This window comes from Pirellulales bacterium (assembly GCA_035499655.1).
Classification (GTDB): Bacteria; Planctomycetota; Planctomycetia; order Pirellulales; family JADZDJ01; genus DATJYL01.
Window position 1 is genome coordinate 1 of sequence record DATJYL010000074.1, and the last position, 25,601, is coordinate 25,601.

The window sequence follows — 25,601 nt, forward strand, 5'->3', positions numbered from 1 at the left end:
ACCAGCAAGCTGATGGCGAGAATGAATGCGCCGGTCACCGCGAAATTGATTTCCAATAACGCCCGCCCCGCGGCTCCCATGTAACCGCCCGGCCCGATCACAGGCCCTGGCGAAATGGACGGTCCAACCAAGGCTAACATGGTGGTCACGCCGACCAGCGTCATCAGCCAACCACTGGCGCGCAGGGGCACGTCATTCAGTGGCCGGCGGGTTAACAGCCATAAATCTACGACCACCAGCGAACCGACCAGGAAAAACGCGCCCCAACCCAGCAGGCGATACAAGCCTTCAGCCACGTACGCCCCGGAGCGCCCGCAGGCATTGCTAATTTTGGCGACCAGCGAAGCCGAATGTGCCCCTGGCACGGTGTTGATGAGTTGCCCGCCCGGAAGCGCCCCAGACACATCGTTCGGATGATACGTGACCAGAGCCACGGTCAAAAACAACACCAGTGCCAACAACGCCAGCGCAAGCACGTCGAGTTTATGACTACGTTGTTCGGGCATAGATGCTTTCAAGTCAAAATCCAGTCGTCGGTTGCCCTGCGACGGTTTCCAAGCCGAAGCCTGGAAGCGTCGATTCGGAAAAATCCGTCAATCGTTGGCGACTATGTTTGCATCCCTGCTCAAAATTGCTCCCTAAAGTTGTGTGCATTTCGGACCGCATGGAATTTTACCACCCAACGTGCCACCTATCGGCGGAAAGACGTGGAACTCGACAAGATCGAGCGTAAAGGCGAAGGTTTGTGCCGACCTGGAAAAGTTTGTCGGCTGGCGAAGCACCCAGGTCGCAAGCCGGCGCCGAAATTATTCGGGTGGAAAATTCCGCACCGGGCCCAGCAGCCCGTCGCCGCGCCGGTGGAGAATGGCCGCAAGGTTTCCGCAGCCGTCAAACGCGGCATACTCCGCGCCGGGCGGTTCATTAAGCGCTGCAGGCCGGGCGATGAACAATCCACGAGAAATGGCGTCGATTTCAGGTTGAGAAAGCCAAATAACGGGCAAATGACCGACGGCGGTTTGCGGAGGAAGCAAATGCTGTGCGAGATTTTCGCGGCTAAGCGTCGTCACATCGACGGCTTCTTCCGCGCGAAATTTGCCGATGGCCGTGCGTTTCAGCTTGCTCATCACCGCGGCGGTGCCCAGCGCTTCGGCCAAGTCGCGCCCCAGCGAACGCACATACGTGCCGCCGCTGCATTGCAGCTCCAATGTCAATTGCGGGTATTCATACTCGGCCACTTGCAGCCAGTGGATAGTCACAGGGCGGGGCTGTAATTCCACCGTGCGGCCTTTACGGGCCAGCTTATAGGCCCGCTGCCCACTCACTTTCAGGGCGGAAAATATCGGCGGTCGCTGCTCGATTTGACCGATGAATTTCGCGGCGGCGGCTTCCACTTCCAGCCGCGAAGGAATGGGTGGGTTTTCCAATGCGATGATTTTGCCCTCGACATCTTCTGTCGCGCTGCTGCGGCCCAGCATGAAAGTAGCCCGATAACGCTTGGGCATTTGCTGGACGTAATCGATCAACCGCGTGGCTTGCCCAACACAAACAATGAGCACGCCCGTGGCCAGCGGATCCAGCGTGCCGGCGTGCCCCGCTTTGGCCGGTTTCACTAGCCGCTGCACCCGATCAACGACCCAGCGCGAAGTCTGCCCCGCGGGTTTGTATATGTTCAACAGGCCGAACACGTTTGACACGTCAATATTATGGGCGCTGCCGCGCCGATGCCGGCGGGAAAAAACTAGGTACAATGAATGTTTGTGGCGATGTCTATTTTACGTTGGCGGGTCGATCATGCAATTCGATCGCTTGGGACCGTACAAAATTGGCCGGCGGCTGGGGCGCGGCGGCATGGGCGCCGTGTTCGAAGGGCTGAATGTCGAAACCACCGAGCCGGCCGCCATTAAAGTTCTTAATCCGCATCTGGCGGAAGAAGAGGGCTTTCGCGAACGATTCGAGCTAGAAATTAACACGCTGAAAAAACTCAAGCATCCTAACATTGTGCGGATGCTCGGCTTTGGTGAGCAAGAGGGGCATTTGTATTACGCCATGGAGTTGGTCCGCGGGCACAGCGTGGAGGAAGAGCTGCAACAAGGACGCCGCTTTACTTGGCGCGAAGTGGTCCAGTATGCGGTCAAACTGTGCAAGGCGCTGCGGCACGCACACGATCATGGCGTCATTCACCGCGACATCAAACCCGCGAATTTGTTGTTGAACGAAGACGATTCCGACATCAAGCTCACCGATTTCGGCATCGCGCGCTTGTTCGGCAACAACCGCTTGACGATGGACGGCGCGCTGGTGGGCACGGCCGAGTATATGTCGCCCGAGCAGGCCACCGGGGAGCGCGTGACCCCGCAAAGCGATTTGTACAGCCTGGGGGGCGTGATGTTCGCCATGCTCGCCGGCCGGCCGCCGTTTCGGGCCGCGTCGCTGGCCGAAATGTTGCACAAGCAGCGCTTCGAACCGGCCCCGCCTTTGTCACGCTACGCACAGGGCGTTCCGGTCGAGCTGGAAGATCTCATCAATCGCCTGCTGTCGAAAGAGCCGGCGGCCCGTGCTCCCAACGCATTGGTGTTGGGCCGGCAACTCTCGGCGATGGAACATGGCCTGTCGATGATCCGCCAGCGCCCGGAGGAAGATTCTGCTGCGCCCCCCGACGACGGCGATAGCCAGCCGCCGGTAAATAAAACTGTCAGCAACGGCAGCCCGCCGGATGAAGGGCGTGTCGATCCGCGTGTTGCGACACGGCCGGGAACGTCAATTCCGACTCCGCCTTTGCCGGCCACCCCGTACGATCCGAATGCTTCAACCATGATCGCTCCCAGCGCTTCGGTTGCGGCGGTGGCAGGCGAGAATATGGGTATGGGGACGGTGTCGCGCGCGCCGACAGGTCCGGCGTCGGGCTCTTCCGGCGCGGCGTTGCAAGAGCAAGTGGCAGCGGCTGCGCAGTCCGAAGTGCGCCCTCAATCCGAGCTGCGTCCGCAAGCAACGATTGTGCAAAACCGCTTCACCACCATTGAAGAAGACGAGCGCCAGCAAGAGGAACTGCAACGGGCCACCGAAAACAATTCGTCCGTCATTCAAATTATGTTGCTATTGTTAAGCCTGGCCATGATCGGCGGCCTAGTGTGGTATCTGTCCCGGCCCCCCTCGGCGGAAAAACTGCTGAGCCGGATCAACACTGCCGCCAGCGAGAGTCACGGCAAGGCGCTTTTGGGCGCGGAAGACGACATCAACAGTTTTCTAGCCCGATTTCCTGACCACGAGCGCGCCGCGGACATAAAGCGCTACCAAGAGGAAATCAATTTGCAGCGACAAAAGAAACGGCTCCTGACGCGGGCTCACGATGACGACACACTCAGTCCGGTGGAGCGCGATTATTTGGAAGCAATTAACGGCGTGTCCATCGACCGGCAGCGGACCATCGACAAATTGCAAGCCCTGGTCGAATTGTACGGATCGCAAACCGACCTGAGCGAAAGCACGGCCCAGTGCGTAGAATTCGCCCGAGAGGATTTGAAAGAGCTACGCAATCTGACGGCGAAATCTATGCCCGAAGATCTAGCCGTGATCGACGCCAATTTGCAACGGGCCGAGCAACTTCGACAAACTTCGCCGGAGCAAGCTCGAAACATTTGGCAAAGCATTATCACCTTGTACGGCGACAAACCGTGGGCCGCCGAATCGATAGCCAAAGCCAAAGCAGCGCTGGAACAGGCAAAATGAACCGCGGAGGACGCGGAGGAACGCAGAGAAGAATAGCAGAATTGCATAAGGAAATTGGAAAAGTAGCGAGACAGGAAAAGCAGTAAATGAAACTAACCTACCTTAGATAATCCATGACGATTTTTTTCATGCCTATTCCGGTATTCCTAACTTCTTGCCTTCCTTATAAAAATCTTCCTCCGCGCTCCTCTGCGTCCTCTGCGGTTTAATTACCCAGCCTTTTCAGTTATAAGAAAAACATGGCCGAACAGCATTCCATATCCGGTTTTCCCAGCACGCGGTTGCGGCGGTTGCGCTACCATCCACTGGTGCGGGAGTTAGTGCGCGAAGCGCGTTTGCAGCCGGGCAACTTTGTGCTGCCGCTGTTTGTGCGGGCCGGGCAGAATATCAAGCAAGAAATCGGTTCAATGCCTGGGCATTATCAGTGGTCGCCTGATCGTTTGGGCGAGGAAGTCCGCGCCATTGCCGATTTGGGCCTGGGGGGCATTTTGCTGTTCGGCATTCCAGCCAAGAAAGATGCCACCGGCAGCGATTCGTACAACGACGCCGGAATTGTGCAGCAGGCCATTCGTGCGGTGAAAAAAGCCGCGGCGAATTTACTGGTCATTACCGACGTGTGTTTCTGCGAATATACCGACCACGGCCACTGCGGCGTGCTGAACGAAAAAACCGGCCGGCTAGATGTCGATAACGATGCCACGCTGGAACTCATTGCCAAGCAGGCGGTCAGCCACGCGCAGGCTGGCGCCGATATGGTGGCCCCTAGCGGCATGATGGACGGCATGATCGGCGCCATCCGCCGCGCTTTGGACGCCGCAAATCTATTGCACGTGCCGATCATGAGCTACGCCGCCAAATACGCCAGCGCGTTTTACGGCCCATTTCGCGATGCGGCGGAAAGTACGCCGCAAGCAGGCAATCGCCGCGGTTATCAAATGGACCCGGCCGCAGCCGCCGGCCAAGCGCTGCGCGAAGTGGAGCTCGATCTGGCCGAAGGGGCCGACATTGTCATGGTCAAGCCGGCGCTGGCGTATCTCGACATCATCCGCGACGTGCGGGAGCGCTTTCCGGGCGTCCCCCTGGCGGCTTACAATGTTTCTGGCGAGTTCAGCATGGTAAAAGCCGCCGCCATAAACGGCTGGCTTGACGAACAGGCCGTGGCGCTGGAAATGCTGACGGCCATCCGCCGCGCCGGCGCATCGATCATCATCACCTATTGGGCAAAAGAAGCGGCCAACTGGCTCAGGTGAGCGAAAAGCTTTGGGATAAAATCACCGGTCGATAAGGCTCGACTCACACACCATTTCTGCGGGCGGCCCGGCGGGCAATACGGCGCGCACTGCGCGTGCGAACCGCTGTTCTGGCCCCGCGCAACAACGTTCTCAGCGGCCGTTCAAAATCGGCTTGGTCAAGCATGGCAATGCGTTGCATTTCGCATTGCAGTTTTTTGGTCCGGCGTTTGATCGTTCACAAAAAGCATAGCGCAAAACATCCCGTGCTTAAAAAGGGGGCGGAGGGCGCTGATGTAGCCACTTCTCTGCGTGTTCTTTTGCCGGATTGGTTGGGCCTTCCCCTTGCGACCGATTTACGTCCAGCAACAGGTATACCGTCAACAGTGTGCCGGTGGCAAAACCGGTGATGAATAACAGCATCGCTACGGCCCCTGCCTGAAAATCCATTGACCTGGGCAACAGACAAATCTGCCGGGCCAGGGTTCGCAGGAGGCGCAAACTTGCGATAGGAATTTGTCCTCCGGCGGCTTACCATAAAGGCCGCCGCGAATGAATACACTGTTTTCCGAAAAGCACGACGAATTGTTCCATGCCCAAAATCACTGGTGTTTTAGAAACGTCGTTGTACGTTGCCGATGTCAATCAGGCGGCGCGGTTTTACGAAACCGTGTTCGGCTTTCAACGAATGTTCGCCGACGATCGGCTATGCGCCCTGGCGATAACAGGCAAGCAAGTGTTGCTTCTGTTCAAGCGCGGCGCTTCGGTCGAGCCGATTCCGCTGGCCGGCGGCGTGTTGCCCCCGCACGATGGTCACGGACAGTTGCATTTAGCGTTCGCCTGCGCCAGGGAAGAGTTTTCGCAATGGGAGGCGCATTTGGCACTGCACGAAGTGCCCATCGAAAGCCGCATTCATTGGGAGCGCGGCGGCTACAGCATTTACTTCCGCGATCCGGACGAAAACCTGATCGAACTGGCCACTCCCGGCGTCTGGCCCATTTATTAACCTGGCAGCTTTTTCGAAGCGTGGAGTGCGGGGTCGCCAGGCAAACGCAATCTTCAAGGTTGCGGCGGTGCCGGCGTCGTGGCCAGATATTGATTGCGATCGCACTGAATTTTCCCATCGCCGTCTAGCGTCAATTCCGCCAATTGAATCACGCTCCGGCGGTTCGACTCGGTGAAGTAATAAATCAAGCATTGATCCCCCTGCAGCACAATTGCCGGATGCTTCCCCACTCGGTTGTCTTGCGGTCGCTTCCCTTCGGTGCCGGAAAGCAGCGTGTTGTTCAGCACCCAATGGTCGGTGCCGGATTCGGAACGGTAAACCGGCAGGCTGCGGCCGGCATCGACAATGAGCCAATACGCTCCTTTCCAATACCACACGAACGGCGCTTCGTGGCCATGCCCGCCAACCACTTCCTTGTCGACAGTCCAATCGTTCAAGTCGGGTGAATGGGCCATCCAAGTGTGCGAGCCCGCGGCTTCGTCCTTGTACCAGATGTACCACAGGTCCCCAATTTTCAGCACCATTGGGTCAATGCAGCGCATGGACGAAAGCTTCAACGTGGAAACGAATTGCCAATTCACGCCGTCGTTACTCGTGAAGTGTTCGATAGTGCGATCTCCCGTCCAACTCGTAAAAATGCCATGCACTAGCACCACGAACATGTGCAGCCTGCCCCCGTCCCACAATAAACACGGGGCCCACCAACTGATGTTCGCCGCAACCGGATCGGCCAAATGATGATCGCCCTGACACACGCCGGCGTACTTCCAATGTAAGCCGTCGGCGGAGGTGGCGATTCCAATGGCGCTGCCATGCACCCAATCGACCCCGTGGGGATTTTCCAGCGTCGACCGCCGCTGCGTGTAGTACATCCACCACTGCCCTTGGTGATTCTCCCCTTTGCCCGGCATCCAAATCACGTAGGGATCGGTCGCGCCGTGCCACACCGGATCGTCGTACAGTGGCGCAGGCGCATGAGCCACGTCGATGTGCGCGGGCGCAACAGCCGCTAAGCGATCGACTGCCAGCGGTTCGTCCGCAAAAGCGGCAGGCCATCTCCCGACCGTGGCCATGTAGGCTAACATGACAATCAAATTCAATCCACGCAGCATGGCAATGTTCCTTGGCTCTCCCTGTGATTCACAGAATAAACTTCAGGTTATCGATGCAACATAGCATTTGAGCGAACTCTGAACAGATCTCGGCGAAGTCTGTTCTCCAAACATCGCGCCAAGCAGTAAGCGACACTTTCGACGCCTTGAGCACGGTACTTTATCGGTGGTAAGATCGTGAACAGGCTCGAAATCGGTGTGACCAAATAGCGGGTTGTTTGGCGTAGAAAGCTGAAATGCAAAACCGACGCGAATTTCTGAAAAACGCCGCCTTGTTCTCCGGAACCTTAGGGGTGTGGGGCGCGCTCGAATTGCCACTCCGCAAGGCGTGGGCCATTGAGCCCGACCCCGGCACCACTTTTCTCGATGCCGAGCACATCGTTATTTTAATGCAGGAGAATCGTTCCTTCGATCACTGCTATGGCACGCTCTCCGGTGTGCGCGGATTTAATGATCCGCGGGCCATCTCGCTGGCCAACAACAATCCGGTATGGGTTCAAACCAATGCCAAGGGAGAAAGTTATGTTCCCTTTCGCCTCAACTTGAAAGATACCAAGGCTACGTGGATGGGATTCTTACCGCACAACTGGGCCAGCCAGGTCGATGCCCGCAATGACGGCCAGTACGACCGCTGGCTGGAAGCCAAGCGCTCCGGTCACAAAGAATATGCCGAGATGCCCCTGACGCTGGGCTTTTATAACCGTGACGATATCCCCTTTTACTACGCCCTGGCCGATGCCTTTACCATCTGCGATCAACACTTTTGTTCCTCAATCACGCCCACGCTCCCCAATCGGCTGTTTTACTGGACCGGCAGCGTGCGCGAAAAACAGACGCCTGAATCGCCGGCACACGTCCGCAACGAGCAAATCGTGGACGAACTGCTCGTCGGCTGGAAAACATTCCCCGAACGTCTGGAAGACTTGGGAATTTCCTGGAAAATTTACCAAAACGAACTGACCGTTCCCACCGGGCTGGACAAAGACGAAGAACCATGGCTGGCGAATTTCGGCTGCAATGTGATGGAATACTTTCAGCAATACCATGTCCAGGCCAACCCACGGCACCGCGAATATTTTCTCAAACAACAACCGCTGTTGCCCGGGCAAATTGCGGCTCTGAAGCAACAGCTCGACAATCCAAACCTAGCCTCCGCTGAATTGACCCGACTGAAAAAGGAGCACGAGGATCTAACGAAAGAACTCAAACAAATCGAGAAAGAACGTGCCCATTGGGATGAGGAAGATTTCGACGCGCTCTCGCCTCGCGCCAAAAACCTGTACCAAAAAGCATTTTGCACCAATTCCGCCGACCCTGACTATCGGCAACTCACCGAGCTGGTTTACGAAGATGACGGGCAGCAGCGCCGCATGAAAGTTCCCAAAGGTGACGTGCTATTTCAGTTCCGCGATGACGTGGCCAAAGGCAAATTGCCAATAGTCAGTTGGCTGGTTGCGCCGGAGCGGTTGTCCGATCATCCCGAATCGGCCTGGTACGGGGCGTGGTACATTTCCGAAACGCTGAAAATTCTCACCGATAATCCGGAGGTTTGGAAAAAAACCGTCTTCATTCTCACCTACGACGAAAACGACGGTTACTTCGATCACCAGCCGCCCTTTGTTTGCCCCAATCCGCTCAAGCGCGAAACCGGCTTCGCCTCCAAAGGCGTCGACACCAGTCTCGATTTCGTCCAGCTTGCGGCCGATGAAAAGCTGCAAGGCAAAGTCCGCGGGCCGGCGCGGCAAAGCCCCATCGGCCTGGGTTACCGCGTGCCGATGGTCATCGCTTCCCCCTGGAGCCGCGGCGGCTGTGTCTGCTCGCAAGTGTTCGACAACACGTCGGTCTTGCAGTTCCTGGAAAAATTCCTCACGCACAAAAGCGGCCAAAGCGTCGTGGAAACCAACATCAGTTCCTGGCGACGAACTATCTGCGGCGATTTGACTTCGGCATTCCAGGCGGCGGCCGACGACAAAGATAAAAACCCGGAGTTTGTGAAGCGCGATCCGTTTGTGGAGCAAATCTATCAGGCGCAATTCAAGCCGTTGCCGAGCGGATACAAAGCCCTGACGGCCGCCGAACTAGAGCAACTGCGGCACGACCCGGCCGGCTCGCCCCTGATGCAGCATCAAGAGCCGGGCATTCGCCGCTCCGCTCCCCTCCCCTACGAGTTGTACGTCGCCGGCGCGCTCAATGCAGATAAAACCCAATTCTCACTCCGCATGGAAGTGAAAAAAGAACAGTTCGGCGATCACACTCCCGGCTGCCCGTTCACCGTTTATGCTCGCACTGGCAAAGAACAATTGGGCGTCCGTAATTACGCCGTTTCTGCCGGCGACACGTTGGAAGATTCGTGGACCCTGAGCGATTTCGCCGCTGGCAAGTACCATTTGCAAGTGTATGGCCCCAACGGTTATTTCCGCGAATTCACGGGCGGGGCCGATGAACCGTCGCTGGAAATCAGCGCCACTTACCAACCAGTGAGCGCGACCAACACCAAGCTCAATGGAAATTTAGAACTGCACATCACCAATCGAGACTCGCAGCGCAGCATCGATGTAGAGCTTACCGACCACTCATATCACGCTGAATGCCCCAAGCGTAAACTTCCGCCGGGTGGAGCGGTGTCATTAGCCATCGACACCTCGTGCAGCCACGGCTGGTACGACATCGGCCTGCGAATTCTACAATCCGAAAACTACTACCGCCGCTTTGCCGGCCGCGTGGAAACCGGCCAGTGGACTTTCAGCGATCCGGCCATGGGCCGAGTCGTGGGACAATCCACAGCGAGCTAGCGCTCTGAGAAAATAGCTCGATGAGTATGAATGAGGCGAATCACAACACCCCTCATTCCATTTGCACAATCAGCTCTCCCGCTTCCACCGCTGTGCCGGGCTTTACTAGCACGTCGGCAATTTTGCCCTCGACGTCGGCGTACACCGTGGTTTCCATTTTCATCGCTTCCAATGACAGCAGCTTTTGGCCTTTCTTTACTAGGTCGCCAACTTTGATGGGCACCGTCACCACCAGTCCCGGCATGGGTGCGGCAACTTGCTTGGGATCGGTCGGATTGGCTTTCGGCCGGCGCGTCGTTTCCGCCTTGATTGATTTATCCACCACCGACACGCTCCGCGGCTGTCCGTTGAGCTCGAAGAACACCGTGCGGGTGCCGTCTGGATGCGGCTCACCGACCGTCAGCAGTTTGATGATCAGCGTCTTCCCCGGCTCAATTTCCAGTGCCAATTCTTCGCCCACCTGCTGGCCGTACAGAAAATAAGGTGTGGGAAAAATGCTCACGTCGGAATACTGTGCCATGTGCGTGACAAAATCTTGATACACGCGCGGATACAGCAGGTACGAAATCACATCCTGTCCCGTGGGTTTGCGGCCGAGCATTTTCTCTATTTTGGTTGCGGCGTCCGCAAAATCGGCCGGCGGCAGCGTTTCGCCCGGTCGTCCTTTCACCGGTTGCACATTGCGCAGGATGCGTTTTTGCACTTCCGGCGGAAAGCCCCCGGGCGTCTGTCCCATGCGGCCCGCCAACAGGTCGATCACGCTTTCCGGATACGCCAATTCGCGGCCCGAATCAAGCACCGCATCTGCCGTCAGGTTGTTCGTGATCAAAAACAGCGCGAAATCCCCCACGGCTTTGGATGTCGGTGTGACTTTCACAATGTCGCCCAGCAATTGATTCACGTCGGCGTACATGCGGCACACTTCGTCCCAGCGGTGCGACAATCCCAGCGCCCGAGCTTGCTCCTGCAAATTCGTGAATTGTCCGCCCGGCATTTCGTGCAGATATAAATCTGCGTCGGGCGCTTTCATGTCGCTTTCAAACGGCGTGTAAAATTCTCGCACGGCCTGCCAATAATGGGCAATGGAACGCAGGATGTAATCGTCAAGTCCTGTGTCACGCTTCGAGTGTCGCAGGCCCGCGACAATGGCATTCAAATTTGGCTGCGAGGTAAGGCCAGACATCGGGGCCATGGCGCCATCGGCAATATCGACGCCCACTTCTGCGGCTTTCAAAACCGATCCGGCCGCCACGCCGCTGGTGTCGTGCGTGTGAAAGTGAATGGGAATGCCGATTTCGTTTTTCAGTGTTTTCACCAATAATTCGGCGGCATACGGCTTGCACAATCCGGCCATGTCTTTAATGGCCAAAATGTGGGCCCCCATTTTTTCCAATTCTTTCGCCAAATCGACGTAATACTGCAAGTTGTATTTCGGGCGCTGGGGGTTCAAAATGTCTCCGGTGTAGCAAATGGCGGCTTCGCAAATGCCGCCGTGCGTGTGGACGGCGTCCATCGCCACGCGCATATTTTCCGTCCAATTGAGCGGATCGAAAATGCGAAATACGTCCATGCCTGCTTCCACGCTTTCCTTAATAAACGCCTGGACTACATTATCGGGATAATTCGTGTAACCCACTGCGTTGGAAGCCCGGACCAACATCTGAAACAAAATGTTCGGAATGGCGGCCCGCAAATCGGCCAGTCGTTGCCAGGGACATTCCTTCAGAAACCGCATCGCGGTGTCAAACGTGGCCCCGCCCCACATTTCCAAGGAGAATAACTCGCTCATCCCATGGGCATAAACATTGGCAATCTGCAGCATGTCGTGGGTTCGCATGCGGGTGGCCAACAGCGATTGATGTGCGTCGCGGAATGTCGTATCCGTAACGAGTAAATGTTTTTGATCGAGAATCCACTTGCTGAATTTTTCCGGCCCCAGCTCTTGTAATTTTTGGCGAGTGCCGGGCAGCGGCGGCTTCTCGGTATCAAACTCGATGACCGGAGCCGGCTCGCGCCGCGTGCTTTTAGGACGATCTTTTACCAGCGGGTTTCCGTTCACAATGATCTCGCCCAAAAACTGCAACAGTTTGGTGGCCCGGTCGCGCCGCCGCGGCATGTGGAACAGCGCCGGCGTATCGTCGATGAACGTGGTCGTGCACTGTCCGGCCACAAACGTCGGATGCATGATCAGATTGTGCAAAAACGGCAAGTTCGTTTTCACGCCGCGCACGCGGAATTCGCTCAGACAGCGCTCCATCCGGTTGCACGCATCTTTAAATCGCCGACCACGAGCTGTCACTTTCACCAACAGCGAATCGTAATATGGTGTGACCACCGCGCCGGAAAAAGCGGTGCCGGCATCCAGCCGAATGCCCATGCCGCTGGCCGAGCGATACGCCATAATCCGGCCGTAATCGGGCACAAAGCGATTCTCCGGGTCTTCGGTTGTCACGCGGCATTGCAGGGCGAAGCCGTTGGTGCGAATGTCTTCCTGCCGCGCCAGGCCGATTTCCGGGTCGTCCAGTCGATGCCCTTGGGCGATCAGAATTTGGCTTTTGACCACATCGACGCCGGTGACTTCCTCAGTGACCGTGTGTTCCACCTGAATGCGTGGATTCACTTCAATGAAATAAAAATCACCACTTTCAGCATCGACCAAAAACTCCACGGTGCCCGCATTTTCGTAACGCACGGCCCGGCCAATTGCCAGCGCTGCATCACACAGCTTTTGGCGCAATTGCGGATCCAGCGACGGGGCCGGGGCAATTTCCACCACTTTTTGGTGCCGCCGCTGCACGGAGCAATCGCGCTCGAACAAGTGCACCAAATTGCCGTGCAAATCGCCCAACAGTTGCACTTCGATGTGCCGGGCTCGGCGGATGTACTTTTCGATAAACACTTCGCCGTTGCCAAAAGCGGCCGCCGCTTCGCGCTGGGCGGTTTCCAAATTCGGCGCTAATTCTTCCGGCTTCAATACCACGCGCATCCCACGGCCACCGCCGCCGTGGGCTGCCTTCAACATCACCGGGTAACCGATGTCGGCCGCCACTTGGCGCGCTTCGTCCACGCTGTTCACCGCTTTGGCGCTGCCGCCGAGAATGGGAACTTTGGCCTGGTCGGCAATTTCGCGGGCGGCGGTTTTGTCGCCCAGTTTTTCCAGCAATTCCTGCCGCGGGCCGACAAATGTTATTCCCGCTTCATCGCAGGCCTTTCGCAAAGCCGGATTTTCAGACAGGAACCCGTAGCCGGGATGAATGGCATCCACGCCGTGCGAAACGGCCAGGGCCACAATCGGCTCGATCTCCAAATAAGAGCGAATCGGCTCGCCAATTTTGCCGATCAAATACGCCTCGTCCGCCTTGAAGCGGTGCAGCGCGTACCGATCTTCGTGCGAATAAATGGCAACGGTGCGGATGCCCAGCTCGTGCGACGAACGAAATACTCGAATCGCAATTTCGCTGCGGTTGGCCACCAACAGCTTGTGAATTGGCTTCATGAACCCTCAAAAATCCGGGCGGTTTTACTACGTGGCACGACAAATCTGCGTGGGCTTAGGCGGTACGTCCCATGGGCCAGGACAGGAACTTTCAGACGGGTGTGAGGTTCTTGTTAATGTTACCTCAGATTGATTTTGCTGCCAGTCCCGGTGTGCTTTTCAGGCGGTGGTTTTCAACAATCAAGATTCGTCCCGAGGACGGTTGGCAATTTCGGCCGGTCATGGTACGTTCGCGGAAACTTGGGCCGGTTTTTCGGAGCAAACCGTTCTATCAGGAACACCATCATGATTGTCGACAGGCTGGAAGAGGCGGGGAAGTATTGTCGCTTGCACCCGGGGTTCGATGCGGCATTCGACTTGCTGCGCAGCACGCCGTTTGACGAAATTGCCGTCGGCCGGCACGAAGTGATGGGCGACGCCCTGGTGATGATTATCGACCTGGTCGAGGGGAAAGGGCGTGAATCTGCCCGCCTGGAAGCCCACCGCAAGTACATCGACGTACAATATATTATCCCCCGTGCAGGCGCCATTGCCCAAGAGTTTGGCTGGCGGCCGACGGCCACGTGTTCGGAAACGACCGTGCCGTTCGATAAGGCCAAAGACATTGTTTTTTTTGGCGATCAGCCGCAATTGTGGTTTCCGCTGCCGCCGGGGCATTTTGTGGTATTTTTCCCCGGTGATGCCCATGCACCTGTCGCGGCGCCAACCAAAATTCACAAAGCGGTGATTAAAGTGGCGGTCGAGTGGTGAGTTTTTCAGCAGTTAGCCCCCGGTCACTGACCGAGGGCTAAATAAAACATGCGTCTTCTCAGTTACAACATTCATAAGGGCATTGGCGGGCGCGATCGGCGCTGCCGTTTGGAGCGTGTCATCGATGTCATCGAAGCGCAGAACCCCGACATTTTATGCCTACAAGAAGTCGCACATAATTCTCACCGCTCGCATTATCACGATCAGCCCCAATTGCTGGCCGATTATTTCAAGGCCACGGCGCAACTGTTTCAGTTAAATGTGAACTTCAAAAGCGGCGGCTACGGAAATTTGATCCTCTCGCGCTGGCCGTTTGCTACGAAGCATCAAATTTCGCTGCGGCTAAATTCAAAAAAACCGCGGGGAGCGCAAATCGTCGTTGTCGAAACCCCGGAAGGCGCGCTGCACCTGGTGAATTTCCATCTCGGCCTGAGCCATCCGGAGCGGCATTGGCAGATTGGGCATTTGTTGAATCACCAGTTGTTTCGCGAGTCACACATGCTGCCCACACTGATTGTCGGTGATTACAACGATTGGCGAAATCAACTGCACCGAGGCACGCTGCACGAGTGCGGGTTTTGCCAAATCACAACGCCCATTTCGCGATTCCGTTCCTTTCCGGCCTACATGGCGCTAAGCTCGCTCGATAAGGCATTTTTCCGCGGCGAGGTTCACATTCGCCAGGCCCATGTGGTGCATAGCGCGGCGGCCCGCAGTGCTAGCGACCATTTGCCGCTGGTCATCGATTTCCACCTCGATCCAGCGGTCTGCAATGGCTCTCCGGCTAACCTGTAATTTGACGATCTCAAGAAGCTGTGATTAGGCCCACTGTGCTTGTTCGTTCGCATCTCGCGTTCCAAAACCAGGGGTGATTGCCCCCATTTTACCCCGCGACATGCAGCAATCTCCGTCGTAAACTGAAGGACGCATCAAAGCGCCCGCCAGGTTCGCACTTCGCATCTTGAATCACTCGAGAAATGGCCGGAAATGAAACAACTTCTCGCAGCATTAACGGCGATTGCCACCCTGTGCATTGCTTCTTCGGCCGACGCACAATTATTCAAAGGCCGGCTTCCACAGGAACCTGTGGTTGAGGCTATTGCCGGCGAGCCCTACGGCGTGGGACGTTGGACCGTGGCCTTACCGCAGGGTGTGAATCCCGCCTTGCTGGGCAACAGCGGTTTCACCCTGACGGAAAAAAGCGGCCGCACCTGGTATCAAGCGTTTCAGGCAGAACCCCTGCGCACGGTTGCCCGAGAATTTCTGGGCCGCCCGCAAACCGCCACAGTGTATTTTCTATTCACCGGCGATTCGCCGCTGGATTTGCAGCTTTACGCCCCGGTAGCCGCTTCGATTAGCGTTACCCCGGTACGCGACCCGGTTGGTCACGAGCGTTTGTTAAGCGATTGGTGGGTGAAATATACGCGGCAAGCCAACCGCATCGATCGCCCCGCCGATTACCCTCCGTTGGTTGACAATTATTTACTGTCCACGCTTTCGCGGCGGTTGAATTTGCCCCCGGCCAGTCAAATTCCGCCGCCTCCCATCCGGCTGATAGCCGACGGCTTGCTGGGCTCGGCCTCCGGCGGGCAACCGAAGATGCCCGCAGTGCCAACGGGCGACGAACAAGCCAACCGCCAACTTGGCTTGCTGCTGGGCAGCGAAAGTTTGCGAAACGAAATGCAGCTTCAAGTCCTCACGCGCCACAGCGACACGCCCGAAGTTGCCGATCAACCGCTGCCGGCCGCCATGCAGTTCACCGTCAATGTGCCCGAGGTCCTCGGTGATGTTGCCGTCGAACCCATCGCCGGGCACGTGCCTTCCGATTGCTTTTATATTCGCTACGGCAGTTTCGCCAACTACCAATGGTTTCGCGATACATTGGACCGCTGGAGCGGCGATTTGCAGAATTTAATCAATCGCCGCGGGCTGGATTACGCCCTAACGCCCCGCATCGAGCGGCAATTATCGCTGAAAGAATCGGTCTTGGCCCCATTGTTAGGTCCCGCCGTGATCGCCGATGTGGCGATGGTCGGCGACGATATGTTTTTCCGCGAGGGGGCCACCATCGGATTCGTATTCCAAGCTCGAAATAATCTGGCCCTCGGTTCCGATTTCACCCGCCAGCGCGCCGCCACCTTGCAGCGCGAGCCGGGTTGCACCGACCAGCAGGTCGAGATTGCCGGCCACAAAGTGTCGTTCCTGTCCACGCCCGACAATCGGGTCCGGTCGTTTTACGCCGTCGACGGCGATTTTCATTTCGTCACCAACTCCCGTCACCTCGTGGAACAGTTTTACGAAGCCGCCGCTGGCAAACACGCCTTGGGCGCAACGCGAGAGTTTCGCTATGCCCGATCACTGATGCCCGCCAACCGCGATTACACAGTGTTTGTGTATCTATCGACCGATTTTTTCAGCAATTTAGCCGGGCCAGATTATCAGATCGAGATGGATCGCCGCATGCGCTCAGCCGCCGAAATCGACATGGTCCTGGTCGCACAATTGGCGGCGCAAGGCGACGGAGCGAAAGCCGCCACGCTCGACGATTTAATCAAGGGTCAGTATTTGCCTGAAGGCTTCGGCCAAAGGGCCGACGGCAGCCGCTTGGAAATGACCCCCAACGGGCAGTTTATCGACACCCTCCGGGGAGCACGCGGAACGTTCGCCCCTGCCGCCGACGTCGCTTTTGATAAGGTCACCGCCGCGGAAGCCCACCGCTATCAAGATTTTGCCGCCTGGTTGCAATCCAAGTGGCCTAACCTCGATCCCGTCGTGGTCGGCATCCGCCGCGAGCCCAGCCGAATGAAAGAACCGGGCGCCGAGCATATTGTGATCGACGCCCAAATCACGCCACTGGCCGCCAGCAGTTATCAAACCATCGCTACAGCTTTGGGACCGATCAGCAAACAACGACTGGCTCCGATCCCCGGCGATATGGTGACCGGTGAGGTCAGCTTAAGCGGCAATTTATTGGCGTCCAAAGGTTTGGCGCCGCCGCAGGGCATCTATCGGTTATTCGGCGCTTTGCGCAATGCGGCTCCACCAGGCATCAACGCCGCACAGTCTCCTGTCGCCGGAGCGGGCGCGGCACAAAATCCGGCGTCCCCCTCTTCGCCGCTGCTGCAAATTCAGCCTGGGCAAGGCGGACCGGCTTTCAATGGTCCGCTGGGCAATGTGATTTCTAACGCACTGAACAACGCTCAAGGCGGCGGAGGATTGAGTGCGCTTTCGCCGCTGTCGCTGTTGCCGCCGTTTTATTTTGGCGCGACTCCGACTCCGCAAATCTTCACGTCGATTGGCGTGGGAGAAGTCCCCCTCGATCCGGCCGGCTTTGGCCGCTCATCCTCAGGATTTTGGCAACGCCGCATGGGGCCTTTGACCGTCGCTTCCATGCAGCGCGATGTTCTGGAAACCGTCACCCCGCAATTGAAGTTTGTCGATGCCCCGCGGCCTGCCCAGGCCTGGTTTCACGCTGGCGATTTGGGGCGTTCCAAGTTGGCCGGCACGATTAACGGCATGTTCTATCTCAGCGCCAAAAACGCGGCCATCGGCAACATTCGCTTTTTGCAATCTCTGACCGCACAACTCCGCGTGCCCCCGGAAGATTGCCTGAAAGACGCCGAGCGCCTGGCCGACGCCGCCTTGGTTTGCCCGTTGGGTGGAAAGTATCAGCTCGAAGAACGTCCCGGCACGTTATCCACCTGGATTACGACCGCACTGCCGGCCGACCAAATGCGGTTGGTCTCGGGCTTGTTCCAGCCCGCCCCGGCCAATTACACGGCCCCCGTTTTGAATTGGCTGCTCGGATTGGATGCCGACCTGGCACTCGATCAGCGTATTCTTTCGCTCCATGCAGAAGTCGATATGCAGCAAAACGGCCCGGTTGTGCTTCCCAGCACACTCAATAGCGTCACAAACGGAGCGACCAACGCCACAGGCGCCGGCAATGCCAAATCAGCACCGCTCCCGCCTCAGTCACGTAACGAAGAAGTTCCGCCGCCGCCAGTACCCCAACCGAACTAAACCAGCGTTCAATTGGTGGACACATCCCAATTTCGCGTGGTACACTTGCCTGGCTCAATCGCCCCGGTGGTAAACACCGTCGCGGCTTCCTATCGGGTGGAATTCACTACCCCTCGCGCTTGCAATTTGCAGCACTTTTCAAGCATAATTCGAGCTAGTTGCGCCCGGCGGCTAACCCTGGAGAATTTGTAATGCCAGATCTCAGCAAAATGACCGATTGGGAAAAGCTCAAGGGCATGCTCCAAAAATCGGCCGACGAAGGCAAAGAAAAAAAGATCGATCCCAAGGCGCTGTTGGAACACATGCGCTCCCGTGTCAAAGGGCAGGACGCCATCATCGAAGATTGTGCCCGGCTGCTTCATTTGCAGATGGCGAAAACCATCTCCAACAAGCCCATCGCCAATTTGCTATTCTTGGGTCCCACGGGCACCGGCAAAACCGAACTGGCCAAAGCCATCACGGAATATCTGTTCGAAGACGAAACCGCGATGCTTCGCTTCGATTGCTCCGAATTCACCGGTCCCGAAGGCAAAACGCGGCTGATCGGCACCCCGCTGGGTTATGTCGGCTCTGAAGCCGGCGGTCAATTGACGCGCCCCGTCATGGCCAAGCCGCGCCGCATTATTCTGTTTGATGAAATCGAAAAAGCGCACCCCAGCGTGTTCGATTTGTTTTTGCAGATGCTGGGCGAAGGCCGGTTAACCGAGCAAGGTTCCGGCAAAACCGCCGACTTCACCCAGTGCATTACCATTCTCACCAGCAATGCCCACGCCGATCAAATCGGCAAAATTCAGGAAGACGTCAAAGATTATTACGAAATGGTCAATGCCGTAAAAAGTTACCTGGCCGATTCCAAAGTCTTCCGGCCGGAAATTCTCGGCCGCATCGACCGCATTTACGTCTTCCGCCCCCTGGAAGGCATGGTCATTGCCGAAATCACGCTGCTCAAAATTGTCCGGCTGGCGAAAGAGTACGGGCTGACCGTAAATTTCGTCGCTCCCGAATTAATTATGCAAACCTTGGTGTCGAGCCAAAAAGTGGCCCGATTTGGCGTCCGCGAACTGGAACGCGTCGTCTTCGATTTGTTCGCCGAGCAAATGGCTGCCGCCCGCGCCAATAAAGCGCGCGCGGTCAACCTGGCCGTTAGTCCCGAAGGGAAGCTGGAAATCACCAGCGCATTCGATACGTAAACCAATCTCTTGGCAAACGGTTGGACCATGAGTCAAATGAGCGCCGATGACCCGAAATCTCCGGAGATGCAACCGGATTTAGAGCGCCCCGCTCCGGCACGCGAATCGAACCCTACGCCTGTCGGCCCCGGAACTTCGCCCACAGGCAAAGCAGGATCAACCGCGGCGGCAGGTGCAAAATTCGCCGCCGCCTCCGCAGCGCAGTCGCCTGCTAATCGAGGCAACTTTTATTCTGCGCCCCCCAGCGCCACACCTCCGGCCGTGCAAACTGGCAATTCATGGGGAAAAACCGGCCTCATCGCCGTGGTGGTGGCCGCGGTCGCGCTGGGCGGTTGGTTCGGCGTTTCACATTTCGGCGGTTCTGGCACGCCGACTCCGCCCGCTGTGACTCAAAAACACGTCAAAACATTTACCGTTTCCAAGGCCGATCTGGATGCCAAAGCCACCGACCAATTGAAGGCGTTTCTGGCCGCGGGCAATTCAAGTCAAAACGGTTCGGCAGCAACGGATTTAAGCACTCTCAAAGCCGTCAATGCGCAGGCCCTGGCCCAGCTCGGCAAAACGTCGCCGCAAACCGTCGATGAATTGAAGACCGGCAAACAGAATTTGTACCGCATTTATCTGCTCGACTTTTTGGAAGAAGACGGAGACCACGTCGACATGACCGTCAACGGCGTCGACTACGGCGATCTTTATCTCAGAAACGCCGGCACGTCGTTTCTCATTCCGCTGGCCCCGGGCCAGCCTGCCGACGTTAAGTTGCTCGCCACACAAGATGGCGGCGGGGGCGGCGTCACGGTTGGTTTTATTTCGTCGCTGGGCGAGTCCCGCACCGACATCTTGCAAGTCGGTCAGTCCGAGCAGTGGCAGGTGCAAGTCCAATGAGCGCTCCAGGCCAATCGCGCGGTTTTCTCAAAGGCGATCCCTTGCAAGCCATCGTGGCGGTCATCATGGCCGTCATGGTGACTTCCGTGTTGAACGAAGCTTCCATTTGGTTCGCGCCGTCGCTGTTGCTCATCAGCATCGCCGGCATGGTGCTTGTTTACAAAACGCGAAAGCGCGAAGAACGCATCTATCGCGAAGGCGCACGCCAGGTCAATTACCAAAAACTTGCCGCCATCGATACCAACCAGATGCTCCCCTGGCTAAAAGATAATCTCCGCGGACACGACGCCATTGTCGAATCGGTCTTCACCCATTTGCATAAAAGCCTGCAACTAGCTCGCCCCGGCCGCACGCTGGGCAACTTCTTGCTGGTCGGTCCCACGGGCACGGGCAAAACTTTTCTCTCGCAATTGGTGGCCCAGGGTTTGTATCCTGAGTCGGAAGTGGTCCTGCTCGCGATGAACCAATTCAAGCAACCGGGCGACGTCTACACCATGATTGGCCCGCCGCCGGGAATGCCGGGCTACGAAATCGGCGGCCGGCTGACGCGCCCCGTGCTGGAAAATCCGTACCGTGTGGTAATCTTCGACGAAATTGAAAAAGCCCATCACGATTTGCACGATTGCCTGTACGACATCTTAGATACGGCCAGTTGCCGCGAAAAAAGCTCGGGTGCCTTGGTCGATTTCAGCGCCTGCGTTTTTTTTGCCACCTCCAATGCCGGCGTCGAAAAGCTGCGCACCCTGGCGGGCGAAGTCGGCTCGACCACTTCGTCCGTTTGGCTGGGCCGCAGCCGCGATGCCCTGGCCGAAACCAACAAATTCGACCGCGCCTTCCTTTCCCGCTGGGATGGCGTTTATCTGCTCGACACTTTGCCTCCCCTGCACGTGGCCGAGGTCGCCTGCTTGCAGCTATGCCGCTATTGGCGCGAATACGGAATTGACGTCGGCTACACCGCTCCCGAACTCATTTTGGAAGCGGTCCAGCGCAATCAAGATTTTGCCGAATACGGAGTCCGCCAGCTCGGCCGCTTCATCCGAGAGCAAACCGAACACGCCATTCTGGACGCCAAGCGCCGCGGTTCCAAAAAGGTCAACCTCTATGTCGGCACCGACACCGGTCAATTGCAAGTCGAGGTGACCTGATGAACTTCAAGCGGCTCATCACCACCGACTGGTTTGTCGTCTTTGCCGCGACCGGGCTGATGTCGTTGGTGTTTATCGTCTACAACCAGATTCACTCGCAGGCGTATTCCAAGCTGTTCTCCGGCAGCTCCAACGACAATAACAACGGCGGCAATACTGCTGGTGGCGGCACAAACAACTCGGGTTCCGGTTCCGGCGCCTCAAGTTCGGGATCCACCGGCGTCGCCACGAATAATTCCGGCAACAGCAATTCCGGAAATAGCAGCGGTGTTACGGGCGGGGCGGGCTCCACGCCCGAGGCACAGCTTGACAACGCCCTGGCAGCATACAACGGCAAAAATTACACGCTAGCCATGACTTTGGCCCAGCCGCTGGCCGATCAAGGCGTGGCCCAGGCGCAGGCCGTTGTGGGAGACATGTACATGGACGGGCTCGGTGTTTCCAAGGATTATGACAAGGCCTATTTCTGGTTGAGTAAGGCAGCCGACCAAAACTACACAAATTCTATTAATAACCTCGGACTCATGGAGGAATATGGAGAGGGTCGGCCAAAAGATTTGAAACAGGCGTTCAATTTTTATCTCAAGGCGGCCCAAGCTGGAAACGTAAGCGGTCAAAGCAATACTGCCCGCTTCTACGTGCAGGGCTTGGGCGTCGACCAAGATTACACCCAAGCCGCCAACTGGTATCAAAAAGCCGCGGACAAGGGGGATGCCATCGCTCAAGCCGCTTTGGGCCAACTCTACGAAGACGGCCACGGCGTCAAGCAAGATTACGAAGAAGCGGAAATCTGGTACCGCAAAGCCGCCGACCAAAACAATGCGATCGGGCAATATCGTCTCGGCCTTCTCTACCAGAAGGGTCTTGGCGTCAATCAGGACCTTGGCAAAGGGGCTGTGTTCTTCCAACAAGCCGCCGATCAGGGCAATACCGATGCCATCAATGGCTTGGGCGATTTATACAATACGGGCGGCGCCGGTTTCCCGAAAAACGTTCAACAGGCCGCGCTGTGGTACAAAAAAGCGGCCGATCAAGGAAATGCCCAATCGCAATACAACATGGGTTTGCTTTATTCCGCTGGCGCCGGCGGCATCGCCCAAGATTACGGCGAAGCGCTCGATTGGTTCATGAAAGCCGCCGCTCAAGGCAACACCGATGCCGAAATCAGCGTGGGCGATTTGTACTTTTACGGTCGCGGCCTGCAAAAAAATCCAGACAAAGCGGCCGAAGCCTATTTGAAAGTCGGCGACAAACTCACTCCCGCCGGAATGTGCAATTTGGCGATTCTTTATCGCGATGGGACCGGCGTGCCGAAAGACCCCGCCAAATCGGTTGATCTGTTGAAGAAAGCTGCAGACCAGGGCAATCCTTCGGCACTTTACGAATACGCGCTGCTGCAACAATCTGGCACGGGAGTTGAGAAGGACACTGCCGCCGCCGACGCCGCGATCCTGAAAGCCGCCAATCTGGGCAACGCCGACGCCCAGTATTACGTTGGCATTTCCTACCAGACAGGCCGTGGCGTCGCAAAAAATGGAGCCACTGCCTTGCAGTGGTTTCAAAAGGCGGCGAATCAAGGCCAGGCCGAGGCGCAAGCTCAAGTCGGTTTGGCTTATCTCGATGGCAACGGCGTGACCAAGGATTACAAACAAGCGCTTTCGTGGCTGCAAAAATCCGCCAACCAGGGTAGCGCCACGGGAGAATTGCAATACGGCTTTATGTTAGATAATGGTTTAGGGGTTACGAAAGATCCTAAGACGGCGGTTTCGTGGTTTCAGAAATCCGCCGATCAGGGAAACCAATTTGCCGAGTACGACTTGGCACTCAAGTACAACACCGGCAGCGGCATCGATAAAGATTACGCTCAGGCGGTCCAGTGGTACCGCAAAGCCGCCGATCAAGGCAATGCCTCCGCTCAAAGCAACTTGGGTGTGATGTACGAAAACGGAACCGGGGTCGACAAAGATTACGCTCAGGCTCTCGATTGGTATCAAAAAGCCGCCGCCCAAAACAATGCCAAGGCCCAATCCGCTTTGGGCATAATGTACAAGTTCGGCTACGGAGTGAAGCAGGACGATGCGACCGCGGTCCAGTGGTTCACCAAATCCGCCCAGCAAGGTTACGCCGATGCGGAAAATGCGCTGGGAACTTGTTACTCCAATGGGACGGGCGTCGGAAAAGACGATCAGGCCGCACTGCAATGGTTTATGAAAGCCGCCAATCAAAACAACGCCCAAGGCTGTCACAACGTCGCCAGCATGTACGAAAATGGCTCGGGCGTGAAGCAAGACCTGGACCAAGCGCTAACCTGGTACAAAAAGGCGCAGCAGTTAGGTGATGCAAATGCCGCCACACGCATTGCCGCAATCGAAGCAAGCCGCAAAACGGACGCGGCAACTCCCGATGCTGCAAATGCTGATTCCACCTCAAAACCAGATGCCTCGAAGGCCGCTCCCCAAACGCAATCGATTCAAGACCGCGTCAAAGCCGCGCAAGATGCTGTCAATAAAGCCAAGCAGGCGCTCGGTACAGGTTCCAAGTAAAACCTGACGCAGTGGTTTAGTCGCGCCCCCAGGCAGATTACCCACTAATTCGTAGCGCTTCTGAAGCTGCGGCAATGGTCGCGTCAATATCTGATTCGCTGTGCGCAGCCGAAACAAACAGCGCTTCGAACTGACTGCACGGCATGTACACGCCGCGCTCGATCAAACCCCAAAAATACCGGGCAAATCGCTTCGTATCGCAGCGGCTGGCTGTCGGCCAATCGGTCACGGGCTCGGCGCTGAAGAACAGCGTCAGCATGCTGCCGACGCGCGCCACGGTGTGCGGCACTTGGGCGGCGGCTGCAGCTTCGTGCAAGCCTTTCGCCAATCGGGCCGAAAGTTGTTCCAGCCGTGGGTATGGATTGGTGTCGCGCAGCGTTTTCAACATGGCAATGCCCGCCGCTGTCGCTAACGGATTGCCGCTCAGCGTCCCGGCCTGAAATACTTTGCCCGCCGGCAGCACGTGATCCATGATGTCCGCACGGCCCCCATAAGCGCCGACGGGTAGACCGCCGCCGACAATTTTCCCCAGCGTCGTCAAGTCGGGCCGAATGCCAAACAGCGATTGCGCGCCGCCGTAAGCCACACGGAAGCCGGTCATCACTTCGTCAAAAACGAGCAGCGCCCCGTGCCGCTGCGTCAGTTCCCGCAGCGTGTGCAAAAATCCGTCGGCCGGCACAACCACGCCCATGTTGCCGACCACCGGTTCCACAATCACGCCGGCAATTTTAGGTCCATGCTGCTTGAACGCCGCTTCCAACCCCGGCACGTCGTTATATTGCAACAGCAGCGTGTCCTTTGCCGTGCCGGCCGTCACCCCCGGCGAGTTCGGCACGCCCAGCGTTGCCGCGCTGCTCCCCGCCGCCACCAGCAAACTATCGACGTGCCCATGATAATTCCCGGCGAACTTCACAATCACATCACGCCCGGTGAAACCTCGCGCCAAACGGATGGCGCTCATCGTGGCTTCGGTCCCGGAATTCACCAGCCGCACTTTTTCCACACTGGGCACGGCCGCGATAATCAGCTCGCACAATTCGCTTTCCGCTTCTGTTGGCGCACCGAAGCTGGTTCCCCGCAATGTTGTATCTAAGATCGCCCGCTGGACCGCCGGATGACTGTGACCAAGAATCAGCGGCCCCCACGAGCCCACGTAATCGATGTACCGATTTCCGTCGATGTCATAGAGATACGCACCGCGCCCTTCGTGAAAAAAAATCGGCTCGCCGCCAACTCCGCCAAACGCCCGCGCCGGGCTGTTCACCCCGCCCGGCATCAATTGTTTGGCGCGTTCGAAGGCGGTGTGACTTTTATCGCGGGGCATGGAAAATGTCGAAGCCAAATAAATGTAAGTCGATATTCCCCACGAACCAAAAACTATTCAGCTTGGGGAGGGATTCGAATCTCTGTACATGTTTGCTAATACTACCATAGACGTACGGATGTCGCTGCCTGGGGTGGCGGATCAGTCGCGAGTTGAAGTCGTCGGCAACATGCCTGAAGCGCGACAATCGTCCAGTTGTCGCATCCGGGGGGAAAGTGTCTACATCAGGAAATTTGTTACACCAATTTTGGGCAATTTCGCACACGTCCTGATTTCGATTTAACGATTTGCAGATGTTCCATTGACCCCCTTCCTGAAAACTGATCCAGGGCGCATGAGAGAATCCAGCCGGCCCGTTGGGCCGGAAAGGATTCGATATG

At 57.0% G+C, this 25,601-nt stretch carries 16 protein-coding genes; 11 read left to right on the forward strand and 5 right to left on the reverse strand.

Annotated features, from left to right (window positions below; translation table 11 throughout):
• Both VMJ32_05300 and truB read right to left on the reverse strand, forming a co-directional pair.
• On the reverse strand, positions 1-506 hold a 506-nt coding region (locus VMJ32_05300; GenBank protein HTQ38419.1), incomplete at its 3' end, for a DNA translocase FtsK 4TM domain-containing protein.
• Between the two features lie 300 nt (positions 507-806).
• A complete protein-coding gene (gene truB / locus VMJ32_05305) occupies positions 807-1,694 on the reverse strand; it encodes a tRNA pseudouridine(55) synthase TruB (GenBank protein HTQ38420.1) in 888 nt (295 codons plus the stop codon).
• Between the two features lie 97 nt (positions 1,695-1,791).
• On the opposite strand from truB, the gene VMJ32_05310 reads away from it, so the two are divergent.
• The 3 genes from VMJ32_05310 to VMJ32_05320 all read left to right on the forward strand — a co-directional run bounded on the left by VMJ32_05310 (position 1,792) and on the right by VMJ32_05320 (position 5,961).
• A complete protein-coding gene (locus VMJ32_05310; GenBank protein ID HTQ38421.1) occupies positions 1,792-3,726 on the forward strand; it encodes a serine/threonine-protein kinase in 1,935 nt (644 codons plus the stop codon).
• A gap of 239 nt (positions 3,727-3,965) precedes the next feature.
• Positions 3,966-4,976, forward strand: a complete 1,011-nt coding sequence (gene hemB, locus VMJ32_05315; protein HTQ38422.1) for a porphobilinogen synthase — start codon at positions 3,966-3,968, stop codon at positions 4,974-4,976.
• Between the two features lie 571 nt (positions 4,977-5,547).
• A complete protein-coding gene (locus tag VMJ32_05320; protein HTQ38423.1) occupies positions 5,548-5,961 on the forward strand; it encodes a VOC family protein in 414 nt (137 codons plus the stop codon).
• Positions 5,962-6,014: 53 nt separating this feature from the next.
• On the opposite strand, the gene VMJ32_05325 is transcribed toward VMJ32_05320, so the two are convergent.
• Positions 6,015-7,073: a hypothetical protein gene (locus VMJ32_05325; GenBank protein ID HTQ38424.1), complete on the reverse strand. Its 1,059-nt coding sequence runs from the start codon at positions 7,071-7,073 to the stop codon at positions 6,015-6,017.
• Between the two features lie 236 nt (positions 7,074-7,309).
• Here VMJ32_05325 and VMJ32_05330 point away from each other — a divergent pair, with 236 nt between their 5' ends.
• The gene (locus VMJ32_05330; protein ID HTQ38425.1) at positions 7,310-9,865 is read left to right on the forward strand and encodes a phospholipase C, phosphocholine-specific; all 2,556 of its coding nucleotides are present in this window, start codon (positions 7,310-7,312) and stop codon (positions 9,863-9,865) included.
• A 52-nt stretch (positions 9,866-9,917) separates the two neighbouring features.
• Here the strand turns inward: VMJ32_05330 and VMJ32_05335 are convergent, their stop codons facing one another.
• Positions 9,918-13,361 carry a pyruvate carboxylase gene (locus VMJ32_05335; GenBank protein HTQ38426.1) on the reverse strand — a complete coding sequence of 1,148 codons (3,444 nt, stop codon included), beginning with the start codon at positions 13,359-13,361 and terminating at the stop codon, positions 9,918-9,920.
• A 285-nt stretch (positions 13,362-13,646) separates the two neighbouring features.
• On the opposite strand from VMJ32_05335, the gene VMJ32_05340 reads away from it, so the two are divergent.
• The 7 genes from VMJ32_05340 to VMJ32_05370 all read left to right on the forward strand — a co-directional run bounded on the left by VMJ32_05340 (position 13,647) and on the right by VMJ32_05370 (position 23,897).
• A complete protein-coding gene (locus VMJ32_05340) occupies positions 13,647-14,111 on the forward strand; it encodes a YhcH/YjgK/YiaL family protein (protein HTQ38427.1) in 465 nt (154 codons plus the stop codon).
• 48 nt (positions 14,112-14,159) lie between these two features.
• Positions 14,160-14,906, forward strand: coding sequence for an endonuclease/exonuclease/phosphatase family protein (locus tag VMJ32_05345; GenBank protein HTQ38428.1), 747 nt, complete (start codon positions 14,160-14,162; stop codon positions 14,904-14,906).
• Positions 14,907-15,098: 192 nt separating this feature from the next.
• Positions 15,099-18,134 (forward strand): hypothetical protein, encoded by a 3,036-nt coding sequence (locus tag VMJ32_05350; protein ID HTQ38429.1) that lies wholly within the window; start codon positions 15,099-15,101, stop codon positions 18,132-18,134.
• Between the two features lie 191 nt (positions 18,135-18,325).
• Positions 18,326-19,324, forward strand: coding sequence for an AAA family ATPase (locus VMJ32_05355; GenBank protein HTQ38430.1), 999 nt, complete (start codon positions 18,326-18,328; stop codon positions 19,322-19,324).
• A 27-nt stretch (positions 19,325-19,351) separates the two neighbouring features.
• Positions 19,352-20,209 (forward strand): hypothetical protein, encoded by an 858-nt coding sequence (locus VMJ32_05360; protein ID HTQ38431.1) that lies wholly within the window; start codon positions 19,352-19,354, stop codon positions 20,207-20,209.
• Positions 20,206-21,354 carry an AAA family ATPase gene (locus tag VMJ32_05365; GenBank protein HTQ38432.1) on the forward strand — a complete coding sequence of 383 codons (1,149 nt, stop codon included), beginning with the start codon at positions 20,206-20,208 and terminating at the stop codon, positions 21,352-21,354. Before VMJ32_05360 ends, VMJ32_05365 begins: the two co-directional genes overlap by 4 nt.
• Positions 21,354-23,897, forward strand: a complete 2,544-nt coding sequence (locus tag VMJ32_05370) for a hypothetical protein (GenBank protein ID HTQ38433.1) — start codon at positions 21,354-21,356, stop codon at positions 23,895-23,897. Before VMJ32_05365 ends, VMJ32_05370 begins: the two co-directional genes overlap by 1 nt.
• 37 nt (positions 23,898-23,934) lie before the next feature.
• Here VMJ32_05370 and hemL read toward each other — a convergent pair whose 3' ends face one another.
• Positions 23,935-25,221: a glutamate-1-semialdehyde 2,1-aminomutase gene (gene hemL / locus VMJ32_05375; protein HTQ38434.1), complete on the reverse strand. Its 1,287-nt coding sequence runs from the start codon at positions 25,219-25,221 to the stop codon at positions 23,935-23,937.
• Positions 25,222-25,601 lie beyond the last annotated feature (380 nt).